Origin of the sequence: Dolichospermum sp. UHCC 0259 (assembly GCF_009711935.1) — a bacterium.
Lineage (GTDB): Bacteria > Cyanobacteriota > Cyanobacteriia > Cyanobacteriales > Nostocaceae > Dolichospermum.
In genome coordinates this window covers 35,749-55,584 of record NZ_VIKX01000014.1, presented here as the reverse complement: position 1 = coordinate 55,584, position 19,836 = coordinate 35,749, and the positions used below count along the sequence as shown (strand labels likewise).

General features: G+C 40.0%; 10 protein-coding genes. 7 read left to right on the top strand and 3 right to left on the bottom strand.

Translation table 11 applies throughout. From position 1 onward, the window contains the following. Window positions 1-124: 124 nt before the first annotated feature. The gene (locus FJR05_RS01705) at window positions 125-592 is read left to right on the top strand and encodes a DUF29 domain-containing protein (RefSeq protein WP_168642516.1); all 468 of its coding nucleotides are present in this window, start codon (window positions 125-127) and stop codon (window positions 590-592) included. 66 nt (window positions 593-658) lie between these two features. Beyond that, on the top strand, window positions 659-1,519 hold the full coding sequence (rsmI, locus tag FJR05_RS01700) for a 16S rRNA (cytidine(1402)-2'-O)-methyltransferase (protein ID WP_168642515.1): 861 nt from the start codon (window positions 659-661) through the stop codon (window positions 1,517-1,519). Here rsmI and FJR05_RS27095 read toward each other — a convergent pair. Beyond that, window positions 1,503-9,059, bottom strand: a complete 7,557-nt coding sequence (locus tag FJR05_RS27095) for a phytase (protein WP_254446641.1) — start codon at window positions 9,057-9,059, stop codon at window positions 1,503-1,505. The genes rsmI and FJR05_RS27095 overlap by 17 nt on opposite strands. Before the next feature lie 558 nt (window positions 9,060-9,617). Here FJR05_RS27095 and FJR05_RS01665 point away from each other — a divergent pair. Beyond that, window positions 9,618-11,075 (top strand): serine/threonine-protein kinase, encoded by a 1,458-nt coding sequence (locus tag FJR05_RS01665; protein WP_168642514.1) that lies wholly within the window; start codon window positions 9,618-9,620, stop codon window positions 11,073-11,075. 71 nt (window positions 11,076-11,146) lie between these two features. Here FJR05_RS01665 and FJR05_RS01660 read toward each other — a convergent pair whose 3' ends face one another. After that, window positions 11,147-11,380: a hypothetical protein gene (locus FJR05_RS01660; RefSeq protein WP_039200269.1), complete on the bottom strand. Its 234-nt coding sequence runs from the start codon at window positions 11,378-11,380 to the stop codon at window positions 11,147-11,149. 25 nt (window positions 11,381-11,405) lie between these two features. On the opposite strand from FJR05_RS01660, the gene FJR05_RS01655 reads away from it, so the two are divergent. Next, window positions 11,406-11,582 (top strand): hypothetical protein, encoded by a 177-nt coding sequence (locus tag FJR05_RS01655; protein WP_168642513.1) that lies wholly within the window; start codon window positions 11,406-11,408, stop codon window positions 11,580-11,582. 108 nt (window positions 11,583-11,690) lie between these two features. Then, window positions 11,691-13,733, top strand: coding sequence for an NAD(P)/FAD-dependent oxidoreductase (locus tag FJR05_RS01650; RefSeq protein ID WP_168642512.1), 2,043 nt, complete (start codon window positions 11,691-11,693; stop codon window positions 13,731-13,733). Window positions 13,734-13,869: 136 nt separating this feature from the next. Here the strand turns inward: FJR05_RS01650 and FJR05_RS01645 are convergent, their stop codons facing one another. Beyond that, complete coding sequence (locus FJR05_RS01645; protein WP_168642511.1) at window positions 13,870-15,807, bottom strand: DNA polymerase III subunit gamma/tau; 1,938 nt, start codon at window positions 15,805-15,807, stop codon at window positions 13,870-13,872. Between the two features lie 129 nt (window positions 15,808-15,936). Here FJR05_RS01645 and FJR05_RS01640 point away from each other — a divergent pair, with 129 nt between their 5' ends. Further along, a complete protein-coding gene (locus FJR05_RS01640; protein ID WP_168642510.1) occupies window positions 15,937-16,596 on the top strand; it encodes a hypothetical protein in 660 nt (219 codons plus the stop codon). Between the two features lie 373 nt (window positions 16,597-16,969). Beyond that, window positions 16,970-19,792: a tetratricopeptide repeat protein gene (locus FJR05_RS01635; RefSeq protein WP_371416770.1), complete on the top strand. Its 2,823-nt coding sequence runs from the start codon at window positions 16,970-16,972 to the stop codon at window positions 19,790-19,792. The last annotated feature ends 44 nt before the right edge of the window (window positions 19,793-19,836 follow it).

Sequence of the window (19,836 nt, the reverse complement as noted above, 5' to 3'; positions counted from 1 at the left end):
CCCCCAACCCCCTCCCCGCAAGCGATGAGGGGGCTAAGATGTACCTCCTAAGAGCATCAAACCGCTGTATGATTAAAGATGTAATGAAAATAGATTTGCAGAAATTGAGGAGGAGATAAAAGCAATGGAAAAAGCACCACTAACAACTCTCTATAATCAAGATTATGTTCTCTGGGTTGAGAATACAATTCAGCAATTAAAGGAGAGAAATGTTAATGATATTGATTGGAATAATTTAATTGAGGAGGTATCATCTTTGGGAGGAAGAGAGAGACGAGAATTAGAGAATCGTTTGACGACTTTGTTTGAACACGCACTCAAACGATGTTATGTCCCCTTACCTGACTGTTATCGGGGGTGGGAAAATACTATTAAACGAACTCAAAAAGACATAAAAAAATTGTTAAGAGATTCTCCTAGTTTACAGAATTATTTTTTAGAAATTTTCTCTGAATGCTATCTAGATGGGGTTGATAACCTAATTAATGAATATGATGTTAATTTTCCTGATATTTGTCCTTTCCCAGAAAATTTAGAGATTTTGTTAAATAGTAAATTTTGGGAAAATGAAGGAAATTCACCAATGAATTAAATTATATTGAAGATTATCTAATTCAGTGAAATCCTTAAATCCGTTTAATCCGTGTTCAAGATTAATATGCAAACTGAACCCAAACCAGGAACACTTTATATTGTCGCTACACCCATTGGTAATCTAGAAGATATGACTTTTAGAGCGGTGAGAATTTTACAAGCAGTGGATATGATTGCGGCGGAAGATACACGCCATACAGGCAGATTATTACAGCATTTTCAGGTAAAAACTCCCCAAGTTAGTTACCATGAACATAATAGTAATAGTCGTATTCCCGAATTATTAGAGCATTTACAATATGGAAAAGCGATCGCATTGGTAAGTGATGCGGGAATGCCGGGAATTTCTGACCCAGGATATGAGTTAATTAAGGCTTGTATTGATAATGGTATCACTGTTGTTCCTATCCCCGGTGCAAGTGCTGTAATTACGGCTTTGAGTGCCGCTGGATTACCCACAGATAGGTTTATTTTTGATGGCTTTTTACCAGCTAAAAGTCAACAGCGCCAGAAATATTTGGAATCTCTGCAAGGTGAATCTCGAACCTTGGTTTTTTATGAATCACCCCACCGATTGCGGGATACTTTAGCAGATTTGGGGACAATATTGGGAAGCGATCGCTCTATAGTTATAGCACGGGAGCTAACTAAATTATACGAAGAATTTTGGCGAGGGAGTATTGGGGATGCGATCGCTGATTATACCCAAAGAGAACCCCAAGGAGAATATACCCTCCTAGTAGCAGGAAACCCACCCAGTCAAATCCAACTTACAGAAACAGAACTTAAAGCCGAATTATCACAACTTATGCACCAGGGGATTTCCCGTTCCCAAGCTAGTCGTCAGTTAGCAAAAGATACTTCTTTATCTCGTCGCTACCTGTATCAACTAGCTTTGGCAATTGAACTTACACAACCTGAGTAAAATTCATTTTCACAATGATATCGTTATAATCCAAATCACCACCATTTGGTAGATCTTCAAAACCGAAAGTATTATTTCCCAACAACCGAATGTGGTCAACTCCATCACTATTTACTCCCAAATATGGGAAATAAACTTGAGGATTATTATTAGCATCGCTATCTAAAAGCTGAGACAACGTACCATTAACCACAATCATGGGAGCAAGAATTGTTCCCCCCGCAATCATAGCAGTCCCCGTTTGGATACCTTGATTAGCAACGGAAAATCTGATATTTGCACCCGTTTGTGCATCTTTGAGAATATTGTTCAATGCCATTTGCAAATAATTAGCACGATTAGCTGCATTTGCCTGTAAATTACCAATTTGTCCATCAGCATTATCAATTTTATAGAAGTACACCTCGTTATTAAATGCAGCTTCTCGATGAACAGAAAAATCTACCTTCACTTGACTGGTTATATCTCGTAAATCAATCACTTCTCTTTGGTTGCCACCTTGTAATGCCGTACCAATCACTAACTTATCATCAGTAGATTGAACCTTCACAACTAAATCATTGAAATCAGCAACATTACCAGAACCATCTTCCCAGCCAACAGTAAAACCATCAGTACCCAAATCTGTAATTTTTTGGTTTGAAGCATCAGCAAATAATACATTTGATAATGAAGTTCTACCAGCATTCACAGAATCTATTGTCCCATTTCTAACCAGAAAGAATTTCAGATTATCACCACTATTAAAGTTAATTAACCGAATGGAATCCACACTATTAAACCCATTAGGTAAATTAGCAATAGCAGAAAAAACAACTTTGGCTCTGTTTATGGCTGCTTGATTATAACCTGCTGCACCGGGCGCAATCCCATCAATATTTCCTTGAGCATCATCAACATTAAACACACCTAACTCATTAATAGAATTAGAACTGCGTGATAATAAACTAACTTTGAGCCTAACTTTATCATCTTCACCTTTAATCGGAAAGATGTAATTATTATTAGGAGTTGCCAAAGGAATATCATCATTAACAATGACTCCCTTAGTTGTATTGTCACTAGAACTGATAACTGAGCCATTTGTGGAATTACTTAAATTGACTGTAAAAGTCTCATCTTTTTCCACCCGTGCATCTTGAGTTGTTTGGACAGTAAAGGTTTTAGTTGTTTCTCCTAGTGCAAATGTGAGAGTTTCATTTTTCTGACTCAAATCATTGTTACTAGCGGTATCATCTGCATTAATAGCCGTAGATACAGCGACACTCTGAGTAGATTGATTATCTCCTGTGCGGGTAATCGTGAAATTTATCCCATTTCCTTCCGTTGCTGAAGCAGTAGCAATGCTAAATATTGATGTAGTAGCATCAACGTCATCATTATTAATTGTTCCTTTCGCTGTAGCGTTGGTGGAACTAACAACTGCACCATTATCAGGATCACTCAAACTGACAGTAAAAGTTTCATTGCCTTCAACTAGGCTATCTTGAGTTGTTTGGACAGTGAAGGTTTTGCTAGTTTCACCTGTGGCAAAAGTCAAAGTCTCAGTTTTTGCCGTTAAATCACTGGCACTAGCTGTATCATCTGTCGCAATAGAAGTGGCTACAGTTACACTTTGGTTAGATTGAGCATCCCCTGTGCGGGTAACGGTGAAAATAATTGCATCCCCTTCCGTTGCCGAAGCCGCAGCAATACTAAATGTTGATGCAGCAGCATCAACGTCATCATTATTAATTGTTCCTTTCGCTGTAGCGTTGGTGGAACTAACAACTGCACCATTATCAGGATCACTCAAACTGACAGTAAAAGTTTCATTGCCTTCAACTAGGCTATCTTGAGTTGTTTGGACAGTGAAGGTTTTGCTAGTTTCACCTGTGGCAAAAGTTAAAGTCTCAGTTTTTGCCGTCAAATCACTGGCACTAGCCGTATCATCTGTCGCAATAGAAGTGGCTACAGTCACACTTTGAGCAATCAGATTATCTCTCGAACGAGTCACCGTGAAATTGATAGCATTTCCTTCCAGCGCGTCAGCCGCCGAAATTCTAAATTCCGCTGGTGTATCATCATCAGTAATAGTTCCCAAAGCTATGCCATTTGTAGAACTAATAATTGCACCATTGGTAGGACTACTTAAACTAACGGTGAAAGTCTCATTGTCTTCCACAAGAGAATCTTGAGTTGTTTGAACAGGGAAGGTTTTAGTTGTTTCTCCCTGTGCAAATGTGAAAGTTTGAGTATTTCCACTAAAGTCAGTGGCACTTGCTGTATTTTGTGCCTCAATAGAGGTAGATACGGTAACAGTTTGGTTAGCTTGAGCATCTCCAGTGCGGGTCAAAGTGAAATTAATTGCACTTCCTTCTAATGCCTGAGCAGCAGCAATACTAAATACAGGTGCAGCATCATCATTATTAATTGTTCCTGTGGCTGTGGCATTTGTGGAACTAATGATTGCACCATTGGTAGCATTGCTTAAACTAGCAGTAAAAGTCTCATTTCCTTCAAATAGGACATCTTGAGTTGTTTGGACAGCGAAGATTTTAGTCGTTTCTCCCTGTGCAAAAGTCAGAATTTCCGTTTTTGCAGTCAAGTCCGTATCACTGGCTGTATCACCTGTAGCAATAGAGGTAACTACAGTCACACTTTGTTGAGCCTGGGCATCTCCTGTCCGAGTTACAGTAAAGTTAATAGCATTTCCTTCTGATGCCTCAGCGGTAGCAATGCTAAATATGGGCGCTAGATCATCATTAGTAATAGTTCCTTTGGCTGTGGCGTTTGTAGAACTAATGATTGATACATTTGTAGGATTGCTTAAACTGACAGTAAATGTCTCATTTCCTTCAAACAGCACATCTTGAGTTGTTTGAACAGCAAAGGTTGTAGTAGTCTCTCCCGGTGCAAAAGTCAAAGTTTCCGTTTTTGCAGTCAGGTCGGTATCACTGGCTGTATCACCTGTAGCAATAGAGGTAGTTACAGTTACACTTTGTGAAGACGAATTATTTCCTGTCCGAGTGACAGTGAAAATTATGATATTTCCTTCTGTTGCTGAAGCTGAGGTGATAGCAAACTGTGGTAATTCATAATTCTTCACAATAGCTAAGGGATTACTATTCGCACTAATTAAGGTGGAATCTCCCTGGGGTGAAAATGTGAGTTGATTTATGTTCTTAAAGCCATCAACATTAACGTTTAATAAATCTTGTGCTGGATTAAAATCGGTAATTATGTTGGGACTTTGCAGATATGCAGCATTAGCTAACCAAAAGGTATCTTGACCATCACCACCTGTTAAGGTGTTACCACCAAGACCGGGGTAAATTATATCATTGCCAGCATCACCAAATACTTTGTCATTCCGATCAGGGAATATTTGATCATTGCCATCACCACCATACAAAGTATTATTGCCTTGACCATCAGAGTATAAATCGTCATTTCCTGAACCACCTAAAGCCGTATCATTTTTCTTCGCAAAGATTTCATCATCACCTGCACCACCATCCAGGATATTGCCACCTTTTCCTGGGACACCATCAATGGAGTCATTACCTGCTAAACCCAGGAGAGTATAACCGCTGGCAGATGCTAATAATGTATCGTTTCCAGAAGTACCACTAATAGTAACAGGTAGATAATCAGGTAGCTCAATAATGCCTAATTTCTCAGGAATTGTTGTGCCTGCGACATTAAAATCATTATCATTGATCAAAGCCAGAATGTTGGGGGCAACTAATGCCAAACCTTCTAATTTTTCAACTCCGGTGTAACCTACTTGGGCTGCATTAACAATTAAAGTTTTGTTAGCAGAAATAATTCCAGCGGTAGTTAATTCAGCCGGGCTTAATTGTTCAATAGTCTTACCACTTGGCAAAGTAAAGTTAGCAGGATTATTGATATTAGTAGCTGTTGCTAAATCTATTTGATAGATAAGTTTATTGGAAGTATTATCACTTCTATCATCTCGTTCTACAACGGCAAATTTACTATTACCTAAAGAAACAGCATCACCGATTTTATCTGTTTTGGCATTACCTGTGCCTGTAATATCATCTAAAAGATAGAGATATTCACCCGTTACCTGTTTAGAAACTATGTCAAATTCTAGGATTCGCAAATTACGGGAATTTCTAGAAGTTGCATCATTAGTAACATCAGGATTATCAATGGCACTCTGAATAAAAGCATATAACTTGTTGCCTTCTAGTGCTACTGCTTCAAAGCCCCGGTTAGCCCGTCTTTGGGCATAAACTGCTGGTAATACCTCAGTTCCAAAAGTTCCTGCGGGTTGATCTGGTTCTGTGGCTGCTGCTGTTCCTTGAGGAATAAAACGATTAAGTAACTTCCCATTGACATCAAAATGGTAAATTGCGGGACGATATTCATCCACCAGCCAATAGTCGCCATTTGGTGCAATCACGATACCTTCGACATCAGCCCCTAATGTGTCATTAGGTAAAACTTGACCATTTAAATCAACGCCAATTTCATCGGTGTAAGCTGTTCCACCAGCCCCAGCTTGGACATTGGGAAGTCCAGTTAATGGAGTTGTACCATCTTCACGAAATAACCCAGTTCTTTTGGTAATCGTGATTTGATTAGTAGTTTGATTGAGTTCAAAACTGACTATTTCTGGTTGAAAATTGGGTAATAAAAACGGTCTATTTTGACCTGTGGGTTCTCCATTGGGGCCCCGGTCTGTATGGGTAACAAATTTGAGATTGCCATTATCTGCTATCCCTTGGAAGTACAACCCAGAAAAACCACCCAAGAAGATATCTTGACCGGTGGAAGTTGTTCCTAATTTGGGTAAATTGTCAAATTCGTAATTAGTTAATCTGGGTTGAAGTACGGGGTTGCGGGGGTCGTAACTGGTGGTGTCAATTTTGAGGATATCAGGAAGGGTATTTGCAATGTTTTCCCAAGGAACAAATTTAAAGTTGCTGTTGACGTTTTCTATTTCCCCATCATCTTCAACTAGTTTAGCTGGGTCGTTGTTGCCATCTTGGGTGACAAATAGACCATAGGGGAAATTTGCACCAAGAGGGACGTTGATGACATCTGCACCGTCTGATTCTTGGACGCTATCAATTGCACCGTTGTTACCAATACCAAAACGCCCTAAAAATTCATTGTTTCCTTCACGGGTGTATGCGGCAAAGGTGTTATCTCCTTGACTGGATGCGATTAAGTAACCTGTCCCGTTAGCACCGTAGTAGATAGTTAGTCCTTCTACGTCATCTACTAAATTGCTACCACCCAAACTTTTGACTACATCAATCAGTTTACCTGTGTTGCTGCCGTTGGGTTCTGCATCAAATTTCCAAATACCGACATTTTCTTGACCGATATAGAGGATGCCTGTTTCTTGGTCTACAACCATTCCCTCTGTTTGCGGGTCAATGCCATTAATTGTAGGTACAGTAAATTCTCGGACTATTTCTGCACCAATTTTACCGTTGCCGATGTCAATTAATTTTAACTGGGCTATATCTCCAGTTTCTCTGCGTCCTGTGAAGACATAGTAATCATTGGTAAAAGGACTGCGATATATTGTGAGTCCGTAGGAACTGCGAGAAGATGGTTCGTAGGGAGGGTCAAAGGGTGCAGTTTGGAAAATTGTCCCGATATTGCTGTCGGTGATATCTTCTAAATAGTTGCCGTTGCTAGAGTTGGGGTTGATTTTGAAGATTACTAGTTTATCATTTCCGCGATCGCTCGCTACGGCAATATCAATGGACTCTCCACCCAGTTTAAACCCATATTGCAAGTCAATGTTGTTATAACGAATCTCCCCAGGATTCACTGTTTGCAATAAATTCCCAGATAAGTTATAAACGCGTACTCCGGCATTTTTGACCGCAGTTAATACTAAGCTATTGGCAGAATTTTCCGCATTAACGTAGATAGCCGGGTCGTCCGCATCTGCATTTTGATCTACTGTAGCCTGTCCTGGGTCTTCATCATCAAATAAGTCGGGGCTGGTTTCAACAGTAGGTGCCGCACTGGGAAGTATTTCATAAAAGCTAACAGTATTACTAACTTCATTAGCAACTGTCAGCATTGGTTTAGCATTAGGACTATCTGCCGCAGAAATGAATTTTAAACCTTCAGGACTGATATCACCTTCAGTTCTAATATACTGAATAAACTCAGGTGCAGTTGGGTTACTGAGGTTATAAACCATCACCCCACCGCCAGCCCGTTCTAAGCCAACGAATCCATAAGGAATACCATTAATCATGCCAACAATTGCACTTTCTGGTTCAGGTCCTTTATTATCGGAGCGAGTATCAAATTCAGTGGCTAAACCATTATTAGCATTAAAGAATGTAGGCGTTTGTTGTTTGAGAAATTGTTCAATTTGGTCGCCACTGTCATATACTAATTTACCCTGATCATCCCAAATTGAGAAAGAACGAGCGCCGTAAGCATAAAGTTGATCAAAGTCTCCGTCTCCGTCGGTATCTCCTAGTTTATTAGTAACGGTTAAACGTCCTAAATTTTCCGGTTTTTTCAACTCAGTAGCATTAGGAAAAGCTGTAGGATCAAGAGCTAAACTAGAAACTCTTGCTTCTTCGTTAAATATTGATCCTTCATTACCAAAAGTACCATCTGAGGTAGGACGAACACGAGAATCTCCTTCATTTGCGGTGATATAATAGGTCTTATCAGCAATTTGAAAAGAGCTAACTGCATCGGGTTGATACATTCCGAAAATTGGCCAATTTTGAATATTAATTTTACCTCCACCACCAGAAGTACCATTAACATCTCTATCACTAGCATCAAGACCATTTCCTGGTAAATTATGATTTTTAAAACCTAATGGAACAATTTTAGTAATACTAGCAGTAGCAATGTCTAAAACTGCAAAGGCGTTATTTTCTTGTAGGGTAACAAATGCAGTTTTGCCATCGGGAGAAACTGCAATATACTCTGGTTCTAAATCTTGAGCAACGGTGGCATTAAGCCCAAAAAGTCTGACTCCGGCGGCTGTTAAAGTTTCTTTTTGCCCATTAAATGCCGTGAAATTTGCAGTTGTAACTTTACTATTATCTAAACTGGCAATATCTCCAGAAACATCAATAATACTAATTGAACCTTCTGGATCAATGGCATAATTTTCACTGGGTTCTCCTTCGTTGGCGACAAGTAATTTGCTACCATCAGCAGTGAAAGTGATCATGTCAGGTAAAGCACCTACTGTCACTTCGGAAATTTTAGTGAGAGTTACAGCGTCATAAAAAGCAATTTTACCAGGGTCGGTACTTGTAGTTGCAGAAATAGCGATCGCCACAATGCTATTTCCAGTTCCTATGCCTTTTCTGACGGCTACACTTTGAATTCCTGCGCCTAAACTAGAAAGATCAATGTTAGTAACTTGAGTGGGGTTATTTGCATCAGAAACATCCACTACTTGGAGAACAGGTTTATTCGCAGATTCTCCAGTCACAAACAGGCGTTGAGATATGGGGTCAAAATCAGAAATTTCTGAGCCGCTTAATTTGATAGTACCGATATGGTTAAGTTGAATTGAATTCATAATTTTTATATTGACAATTAGAGGTTTGTTGTTACTTAGTCTGCAACCGAGATTTTAGTCTTTTTGATCTCTAAAAAAATGGGTAAGTTTCTGACTATAAAGAGAACTTATCCCAATTTATTTAAGGAATAAATAATTAAAGGTTAAGGAAAAATTAAAAAAACTAGAATAACAGCTTATGTGTTAACGCTGTGTTTTCTAACTTTCAGTAATTTTTGTTCGATCAATTTGGTCTTATTCCCACAATAGATTATATCTGAAGGTGGAACGATCGCTTACCTTTACGTAACTTGTTTGCGTAGCATTCTGTAGAAAGCACTAAAAAATAAGTATTAATACTGGAGCAACCAACCAATTATTTATGATATTTCCGAAAGTGCTATAGCGGTAATCACTGGGGTATAATGCAATTGAAGGCCCATAACTTGCGCCCCTAAAGGCCTTACGATTTACTGACTGTATTTATTTAAGTGCATACCGCTACAATGTATGACATTTGACAGTGCGGAATATGATTTTAATAATATATACTAGATAAAAATCGTCCTGAAAATCACTATGCAACTTTGGACACCTAACACCCAACTCCAAAACGGACAGTACATCATCCAAAAAGTCATCGGTGGTGGTGGCTTTGGTGAGACCTATCAGGCTAGAGATACGGAAGAAAATAGACTGGTAGTTATTAAAACTCTCAATCGTGAACAACAACAAAAACAAGATTTTATAGACAGACAAAAAAAGTTTCGTAGAGAAGCTTTAGATTTAGCCAAATGCTACCATCCGCATATTGTCCAAGTTTACGATACTTTTCTGGAAAATGGTCTTCAGGCGATCGTTATGGAACATATTGACGGGGATAATTTAGAATCCTATGTTGACAACTATTTCAATGAAAATGGTTTTTTATCAGAAGCAGAAGCCTTGCGCTACATTGATCAAATTGGACAAGCCTTAGAATGTGTCCACGAACGAAAACTTTTGCATCGAGATGTTAAACCTAGTAACATTATTTTACGACAAAGAACCCAAGAAGCTGTATTAATTGATTTTGGGTTAGCGAGAGAATTTCAAGTAGGTAAAATCAGAACCATGACTGCGAGTAAAACTGAAGGTTATGCACCTATAGAACAGTATGAACGGCGCGGAGATTTTGGTTATTATACAGATGTTTATGCTCTAGCCGCGACTTTGTACACTTTGCTCACTGTGAGAGTACCTATCCCCTCCCATTATCGCGCTGAGGATAATGTGACTTTATCGCCACCACAAAAGTATAATCAAAATATTACTAATAGAATAAATTCTGCTATTCTCAAAGGGATGGAATTAGAGCCAGTAAACCGTCCCCAAACAATCAGAGAATTTCGAGAAATGTTAGGTTTAGTTGTTCCAGCTTTGGTGAATACACCACTTGTCAAGTATACTCGGACTATTTCACAGCAACCACAGCATAAAAGTAGTTCAACACCTCAGTTTATCAATCCAGAAATACAATTAAAATCATCCGCAGGCATAGACTACAAAAAACTGTATAATTTACTCGCAACCCAACAATGGAAAGAGGCAGATGAAGAAACAGCGCGGGTGATGTTAGCAATTACAAAGCGAGAAAAAGAAGGTTATTTAGATACTAGGAGTATTAATAATTTTCCCTGTGAAGACTTGTGTACTATTGATAATTTGTGGGTTAAATACAGTAATGGACAATTTGGTTTTTCAGTCCAGAAAAAGATTTATCAAAGTTTGGGGGGAACGAAAAAGTACGACGATAAAATTTGGCAATCCTTTGGCGACACAGTAGGATGGCGGAAAGAAGGGAAGTGGTTATACTACAAAAATATTACTTTTAATAAAACAGCAACTAAACAACACCTCAAAGGACACCTACCTGTAGCATTTGGATATGACGGGGGGTGGTTTCTCTTAGGTTTAGGCGGTTTGGGTGGTGGACAGGGTTGGGTGGAAGTTTTCTGTCGCATCCAGGCTTGTATACTTTGCAAGGTCACAATGTGAGCTTTTGCTTAAAGGGAATACATGGATGTAAAAACGCAAGTTATGACCTTCTCAAGTACATATTGTAGGTATTAAGGAAAGTTTTCCCATGCTTGAGTAACCAACTGACTTAACCAGCGTCTTTGTTGTCTATCTAACATTTGATCATCCGCTAATACTTGGGTCGTTAATTGATCTAAGGACTGACCCTGTGCGCGAACAACTCTAACTACACCAGCAATTACCGCAGCAACTAGTTCTTCATCAACTGGTTGTTTTCTGAGTGCAGATATTTCTTGGGGACTGTCTGGGATAGGATAATTCATGGCGTGGGTTTAGGAAATTTACAATATGAACAATAAACTTGATAGTCAGGAGCGATGCCCTGAGCTTGTCGAAGGGTCAGGAGTCAGGAGTCAGCAGGCAGAAAGAAGGATGAAGAATATTTTTCTCTTGTGTTTCTTTTCCCTGTTACCTGCCATATCAGATATTCTGTATCCTGAGTCCTTACACTTGATAAATCATTAAAATTCTTTATGGGATCTTTATGAAGTTAATTAGCGCAGAGTCTAACCTAGTTTCTGCCTTTTTTTAATCTGTCTAAGTGAGTAGATTGATAGGAGATATCAGAAAAATATGCAAGAACTTCTTTATTTAGAAATTCCTACGCCCGATACAGTATCCGTTAGTAAATGGCTACAAACAGATTTTGTGGTCGAAAATGGACAAAAATTAATTACCCCAGATGGTTTGCGGTTGAGAAGCGCTGTTCAAAGTCCCACTGCTGATGATGTGGAACTGTCTGTATTTGTGTGGTCGGTGCAGCGAACAACTTACCTCAAGGTATTCCGTTGGGGAGATAAACCTTTTCCGGGGGAGAGACGGATTCTGGAATCGCTGACGCAGGAAATTAGAGGTCGGTTTCCTAATTGCTACCCGGAATTACCTGTTATTGATGCCCAAAAGTCAATTTTTACAGAGTTAGAACCCTATTATCCCCTAACTGTTAAGTATTTTCAGAAAATGCCGAATGGGGAATATCATCTCAACCGGGCTTACTGGTGGGAACAACGGTGGCGAGAAGGGGTCAGAAATCCGCAAAAGCCCCGGCAAGTGGTGTTTTATGAAGGAAATAGTCAGGAAAAATCACCTGTTCTTTCTCCTGCGGCTAGTCCTGAGTATGACCTGATTTATATTGGTGGCGCTTTGGGGTCAATTCATGCGGCGGTGATGGCTAAATTGGGCTATAAGGTGCTGCTGGTGGAAAGATTACCTTTTGGTAAAATGAATAGAGAATGGAATATTTCTCGTGATGAAATCCAAAGTTTAATCAATTTGGGTTTGTTAACAAATGCGGAATTAGCAGAAATTATTTCTAGGGAGTATAAGGACGGTTTTAATAAGTTTTTTGATGGGAATAATCCTGCTAAGTTAAAATCGCCTGTTCTCCACACTCCTACTGTCTTGAATATAGCTTTAGATTCAGAAAGGTTACTGGCATTATGTGGACAAAAACTTCAGGCTGCTGGTGGTGATATTTGGGATGAGACGGAGTTTTCCCAGGTGAATATTAGTTCTACACAAGTTGCTATTAATGTCAAACATTTGCCTAGTGGCAATGAACGGCAAGTGAGTGGACGGTTGTTGATAGATGCAATGGGAACGGCTTCACCAATTGCTTGGCAATTAAATGGTGGTCGGGCTTTTGATAGTGTGTGTCCAACGGTGGGAGCGGTGATTGAAAAGGGCTTTGAGCCTGGGGTTTGGGATTCTGAATATGGCGATGTTCTCTATAGTCATGGGGATATTTCTAGGGGACGACAGTTGATTTGGGAGTTGTTTCCTGGGGTTGGGGAAGAGTTGACGATTTATCTGTTTCACTATCATGAGGTGAATGAGCAAAATCCTGGTTCTCTGCTGGAAATGTATGAGGATTTTTTCACGATTTTGCCAGAGTATCGGCGTTGTGATTTGGATAAATTAGTCTGGAGAAAACCCACTTTTGGCTATATACCAGGACATTTTAGTGTAGATAGTAGCGATCGCACTATTGCCGTTGATAGATTAATTGCCATTGGTGATGCTGCTTCTTTGCAATCTCCTCTGGTTTTTACTGGGTTTGGTTCTCTAGTTCGCAATTTAGACCGATTAACTACTCTGTTAAATATCGCCCTCAAACATGATTTATTAAGTCAGCAACACTTAAATAAAATTCGAGCTTACCAAAGTAATGTGGCTGTAATGTGGTTGTTTTCTAAGGGAATGATGGTTCCCACTGGTAAATTCATAGCACCTCAACTGGTAAATGCGATGCTGAATACTTTCTTTGGGTTATTAACAGATGAAACCCCGGAAGTTACAGATAATTTCATTAAAGACCGTTGTGATTGGTTCACTTTTAATCGTCTAGCTTTGAAAGCAGCCGTGAAAAATCCCGCTTTATTATTGTGGATTTGGCAATTAGCTGGTTGGCGAGATTTATTACGCTGGTTGGGTAATTATGTGAGCTTTGCTCGTCATGCTTTCATCAGTTTGATTTTGGGGACATGGTTTCCAAAATTTTTAAAATGGAATCAATCTTGGTTAGAAAATCGCTTTCCAGGATTATGGTTACAATTGTTAGTAATTAACTATGCAATTTCTACTGGTAGACCACGATTGCCACCGGCATTGCGTTAGGTTTATTTATGATCAGGAGTTCTTGTTACAGGTTTGATGACAATTTGCTGTAAATTCAAAGCTAGACAACAACCCAGTTTTACTCCTGACTCCCAAGAAAGGGCGCAGGCCCTGCGCCCCTACCTCCTGACTCCTATCAAATATATTCATCATCAACATAGGATTCATATATCTCAGGCGTTTCTGTTGAATTAACAGAGTCCGATAATTGAAAACTGTCATCTGTCATCCGAATGATTTCTCCCGAAAAGAATTTTGCTAAACTTTCCGCAGCTTTAATGACTCCATCATGATCCCAATTTGATGGAGATGGTGATACCTGTGGCGGAGAAATAGTTTGTACTGGTGCTGCATTGGTAACAACAGGCTCAATTTTGACTGGTGCTGGTAATGGTGTGGATACTGTAGCTACTGGTTGTGGTATGTGTTGTGGTGTGGGTTGTGGTGTAGGTTGTGGTTCTGGGGTTTGTTGATATGTAGGTTGGGGTGGTTGTTGAACTGGAGGAGAAGTTGGTGGTGGATTTCTTCTGGTAGATGTGGCGTTTGCAGTGGTAGCTTTTTCTAAAGTAACTTGAATTTCTTGCTGGAAAGTTTGTCTAAAGGCTGTGGTAATAATAGGTAAATAAGATTTCACTTTGTCATACCAAACCGCTTTTACACCTACACGGGCAGTATGACCATTAAATTCCAATAAATGGCACATTTGACCCAGTAATGCCTGCGTGGGTAGTTGCTGAATATGTCCACGAACTTGTTGCCACAGTTGAGTTAAATCGTGTTGTGAACCTTCTGCTGCTGGTTGTACTGTGGCTGGTTGAAGGTTTGTGGGTGGTGAAGATACAGGTTCTGGGGGTGGTGGTGCGAAATTAACAGATGGATTGTGATTTGTGGGTGGATATGCTGGTGGTGCAGCAACGGGTGGATATGCTGGTGGTGCGGTTGTATTGGTTCTTGGCGGGATATTTGCAGTTTGGATTTGAATATTAGCGCTGGGTAATAATCCTAGTAATGTGACTTCTAACCATAACCGGGGTTGAGTGGTATTTTTTAGTTGGACTTCGGCTGTTCTCAGGTGTTGTTGTCCTAGTAAGATGGTACTGATGTCAAATTTCTGGGCAAATTCAACTAATGATGTCCAGGTTGACTGAGTACAAGCAACTAAATCTTGACGATTGGGGGCAGTTTTAGCGATGAGAAAATCTCGATAAAAAGCGGCGAGATTTTGGAGAATAATTAGGGGTTCTCGTCCTCTATCGAGGATTTTTCGGGTAGTGTCTAGGACTATTTCTGCTTGATCTTGAGCGATCGCTTCTAACAACCCAAATAGGTCTTTTTCGCTGACTGAACCCACCAAGTCCCAAACTTTATCCGGTGTCACTTCCCCAGCGACTAAAGCTAATTGATCTAATAAACTTTCTGCATCTCTTAATCCCCCTTGGGCAATTTGTCCTACTAAAGTCAGAGAATCATGGGAAATATTAATACTTTCTTTATCGGCAATATGTGTTAAATGTTTTACCATTGCCTCTAACTGAATCCGTCGAAAATCAAACCTTTGACAACGAGAAATAATTGTTGGTAATACCCTTTGGGGGTCTGTTGTCGCCAGAACGAAAACAACGTGCTTAGGTGGTTCTTCTAGGGTTTTAAGTAACGCATTGAACGCTGCGGTACTTAACATATGACATTCATCAATCACATACACTTTATAACGGCACTGCATCGGGGCAAACTGCGCCCGTTCAATTAGTTCCCGGATGTTATCAACACCCGTGTTACTAGCAGCGTCAATTTCAATAACATCGGTAGAATAGCCTTTAGTAATACCCTGACAGATTTCACAAACGCCGCAGGGTTGGGGGGTTGGTTGGTTGCCTTGAAGACAATTGAGAGATTTAGCCAAAATTCTCGCACTGGAAGTTTTTCCTGTACCTCTGGGGCCAGTGAACAAATAGGCAGGGGCGATTTTCGCTGAAAGAATGGCATTTGTTAGGGTAGTAGCGATCGCCTCTTGACCCACCAGTTCAGCGAAGCTCTTTGGCCGATACTTATGGTGCAGGGGTTCGTAAGACATGGAGACAGGTTTAAATCCGTATATCCCAGGTAAATTTTTGGGTTTTACTATTCTAACAACTCATGGCAATTTTCCATTGGACATAGCCGCTGGTCGCTCACACAGCTAAAATTTTAATAGGCAACATCAATGGTGCATCAAATGTTCAAGCGGCTAATTCAATGGCTCAAAAAATTTTTTCAGCGCTTGTTTGCTGGTAAACAAAATCTCACCCCCAGTCGAGAGGAAGTCCCCACACAAGTAGCACCACCCCTAAGTGATACAGATTTAGAATTTCTATTTACAGAGCTACTAGAAGGGGTTCATCAGGTCAAGGGACAAGCTTGGGCGCAAAAATGGTTACATAATCTTGAACATCGTGTTAGCACCCAACAATGGTTAGAATGGTTAATTCGTTTTGGAGACAGATTATTAGCATCAGCTAAACCTCATAATGAATTAGCAACAAGATTAGTCCAACTTGGCGAGTTGGAAGTTGGGGAAATCAGCAATCTGTCCTACGATATAGGCATGAAAGTCTTAACACTCAACCCAGGTGAACCAGTTTGGGAATATGACGGTCCTGATGCAGTAGAGAATAACCCCTTTGAATCTGCCAACATAGAGGAAAATTTACCAGAAGGGGAATACAAGACTGTTACCCTAGATGAACTCTTGATTATGTTGCAACAGGATGAGACCCTATGTGAACAAATCTCCCAACAATTAGGAGTGGAAACACAAAATCCCGAAGAGATTATTCAGGTATTGGTTAATCAGTATAATGAAGCGAACGAACCGTCTGTATAATCAAAACTGGGGGCTAATCACTTTTTGTGATCATAGTTTCCAGTTTGAGAAAACACAAGGTTAGGTAAAATTGCGCTTTTTGTGAAATAGTATAAAAAGGATTTTTAACTCAGTCTGATGACGACAAATCCCCATCACTTAAGTTTGATTTGTTCAGTGTAGCTATCAGTATTGTTACGTAGGTTTATTAGGTTTTCTAGACCTTTCCGTAATTAATAATTTTTTTGACACAACGATAGCTACAATCTAGGAGAAAGAAAATCCCATAAATTGGCAGATGTTCAGGTGGCTCTTGCAGTGGCTTAACAGATTTTTACAGTACCCCTTTGGCAGTCTTGGGATAAGTGATCCCAGGACTAGTCAAGGCAACCTGGTGGCAGATCAACCACCAGAACTCACGAATGCGGATCTAGAGTCCTTATTTAACGAACTCCTAGAAGGAGTGCATCAAGCGCGAGGACAACAATGGGCATTAAAGTATTTGCAGCGGATGGAACCGCGCATTACTATTGACCGTTGGATAGATTGGCTATTGATATTTGGTGACAAATTATTAGCTTCTCCCGCACCGAATCTTCAGTTAGCCAAGCGGATGGTGAAACTGGGTGAATTGGAGATTGGTGAAGTTAGTAATTTGTCCTATGACATTGGGATGCAGCTATTACGGCGCAATCTTAATCAGGAATATGAAAGTACGCAAGAGTCACAGGAGTTGGAAATTTCCATACCTACCCAGGAGGAGTTAGATACTCCCGGTCAAGAATTGCTGCGCCAATTTGGGGAGCAAATCTGGCAATATCAGGAAATGGAAACTGTGAGTAATCTCCAATCCCCAAGGGGTGAGGATCTATTCACGAGTGAGTCTCTAGAGTTAAGTAATAATGGGTCTTTGGCTGAAGATATTTTTGACAATGCAGCCAAGACGGAAAATGACTATCAGAGTTATGAGCATAAAATTCAGGAATTTTCCCACAATGTTGCGGATGTAATTTCTGATCCAGAATCTCCAAGGGAGAGAAGCTGGCCTGAGTCTTTGGTAAATTTAGAACCGCAGTTAGCATCCACTTTCGATGAGTTGGTGGTGCAGTTGGAACAAAGTAACAATCTTGTTCAGCAGTTAGCGTCGGAATTGGCAATTCGTGATGGTCAGATTGTGCAGCAATTTAGATCACAAATGGTTGTTACCAATCCGGCAGAAAGTTTCTTTTATGAAGGTTTGCAGCAAGCTAAGGCTGGAAATTTATTAATGGCTTTGGATTTGTATGAACGAGCTAGTCAAATCCAACCTCAAGCTTATGAGTATTGGTTTAATCAGGGGTTAACACTGTTTTATTTGCAACGGTTTACAGAGGCGATCGCTGCTTATGACCAAACATTGGCTCTCAAACCCGATTTCTATAAGGTTTGGTATAACCGAGGTGGTATTCTTGGTGAGCTAGGAGACTTTGATGGGGCTATTGCTTCTTTTGATCAGGCGATCGCTATTAAACCAGATTACCAAGAAGCTTGGTCTAGTAGAGGCTTGGCATTACTCAAGTTAGGTTTGATTGGGGAGGCTATTGATAGTTATGATCAAGCCTTGAATTTAGAACCCCAAGATGCGGAAACTTGGTATTACCGGGGTATAGCTTTAGCTGTGGTTGAGCAATATGCAGAGGCGATCGCTAGTTATGACCAAGCCCTCGATCTCGAACCAAACTATCATGAAGTATGGATAGATCGGGGTGTAGTGCTATTTAATTTAAAACAATGGTCAGAAGCGATTGAGTCTTGGGACCAAGCCCTGGCTGTGCAACCAGGATTTTATTTAGCTTGGTATAACCGAGGTGTGTCCTTTGAAAACTTAGGTTGTCGGGAAGATGCGATCGCCTCCTATCAACAAGCGATCGCTATTAAACCAGATTTCCATCCCGCATGGTATAACCAAGCCGTAGCCCTATTTTACCTAGATCGTTTCCCTCAAGCCATTTCCTGCTATGACAGCGCCTTAGAAATTAAACTAGACTATTGGGAAGCTTGGCTAGGAAGAGGGGCGGCTGCTGGTCATCTCACCCCCCAAGAATCATCACTAATGATAGTTAGTAGCATTTCTGCCGCCAATCCCGCCCTCAACTTAGGCGGCTATGAAGGTAAATTAGCCAGTTATCAAGAAGGCTTAAAACATCTTCGCCCCGATACTCATCCCGAAGGTTGGGGAAGATTACATATAGCTGTTGGTAATACTTATTACGAGCAAGGCAAAAAAGCAACTGCACCTCGTGATTATTGGCATCATGCCATGTCTGAATACCAATTCGCACTATCCACCCTCACACCAGAAGATTTTCCTGACTTGCATTTAGAAATTTTGCAACTTCTAGTCAAAGTTTTGGTTTGCTTAGGAGAAACAACAGCCGCCCAAGAACTACAAAAATGGGGAATTGAATTATTACAACAATTACTCACTCAGCCCACTCGTTCTGATGAAAATAAAAAACAACTGGTACTAAAATTCACAGGATTGGGACAACTAGCAGTTGATTTGGCTGTAAATACAGGAGATTTAGTAGAAGCTTGGGAAATCGCTGAACAGGGTAAAAATAATTGTTTACAGTGGTTAATACCTGATTTAAATTATCAAATTCAGTCAGGAAATTATCACGTTATTCAAAAATTGCTGAATCCCTCCACAGCCATAATTTATTGGCATATTAGTCCAGCCGCTTTGCACACATTCATTATCAAAGATCAAGCCCCATCTCCCATTTTACTGTTGACACCCATCCAAGATATAGAAACAATTCCAGAGGGAGTAAGACGCTTAATTGAATTTGAACAATGGTTAGCAGATTGGCAACAGTCAGCTACACTATCCAAACTATTACAGTTACAAAATATCTTGAATATTTCCACAATTATTCAGGAATTAGAAGGGGTAGAAACAATCATTTTAATTCCCCACCGTGACCTGTACAAGTTACCTTTGCACAGTTTATTTAATCTGTCTTTTGCTTCGGTAGCTTCTGAAAAGGTGGCAAATTACAATATTAACTATCTACCTAGTGTAGCGATGGGAATTTATTTACAATCTCAATCATTCTCTAATGGTCATCAATATCATGGTCATCAGGACTATCCTCTACTCAAATCTGATCAATTAGCATCAGAAATCATTGGCGAAACCTTTGCTATTTCTAAGGATTTTTTGAGTTATTAAGGGAAGAGGAGTCAGGAGTCAGGAGTAGAGGAAGTAGGGGGAGT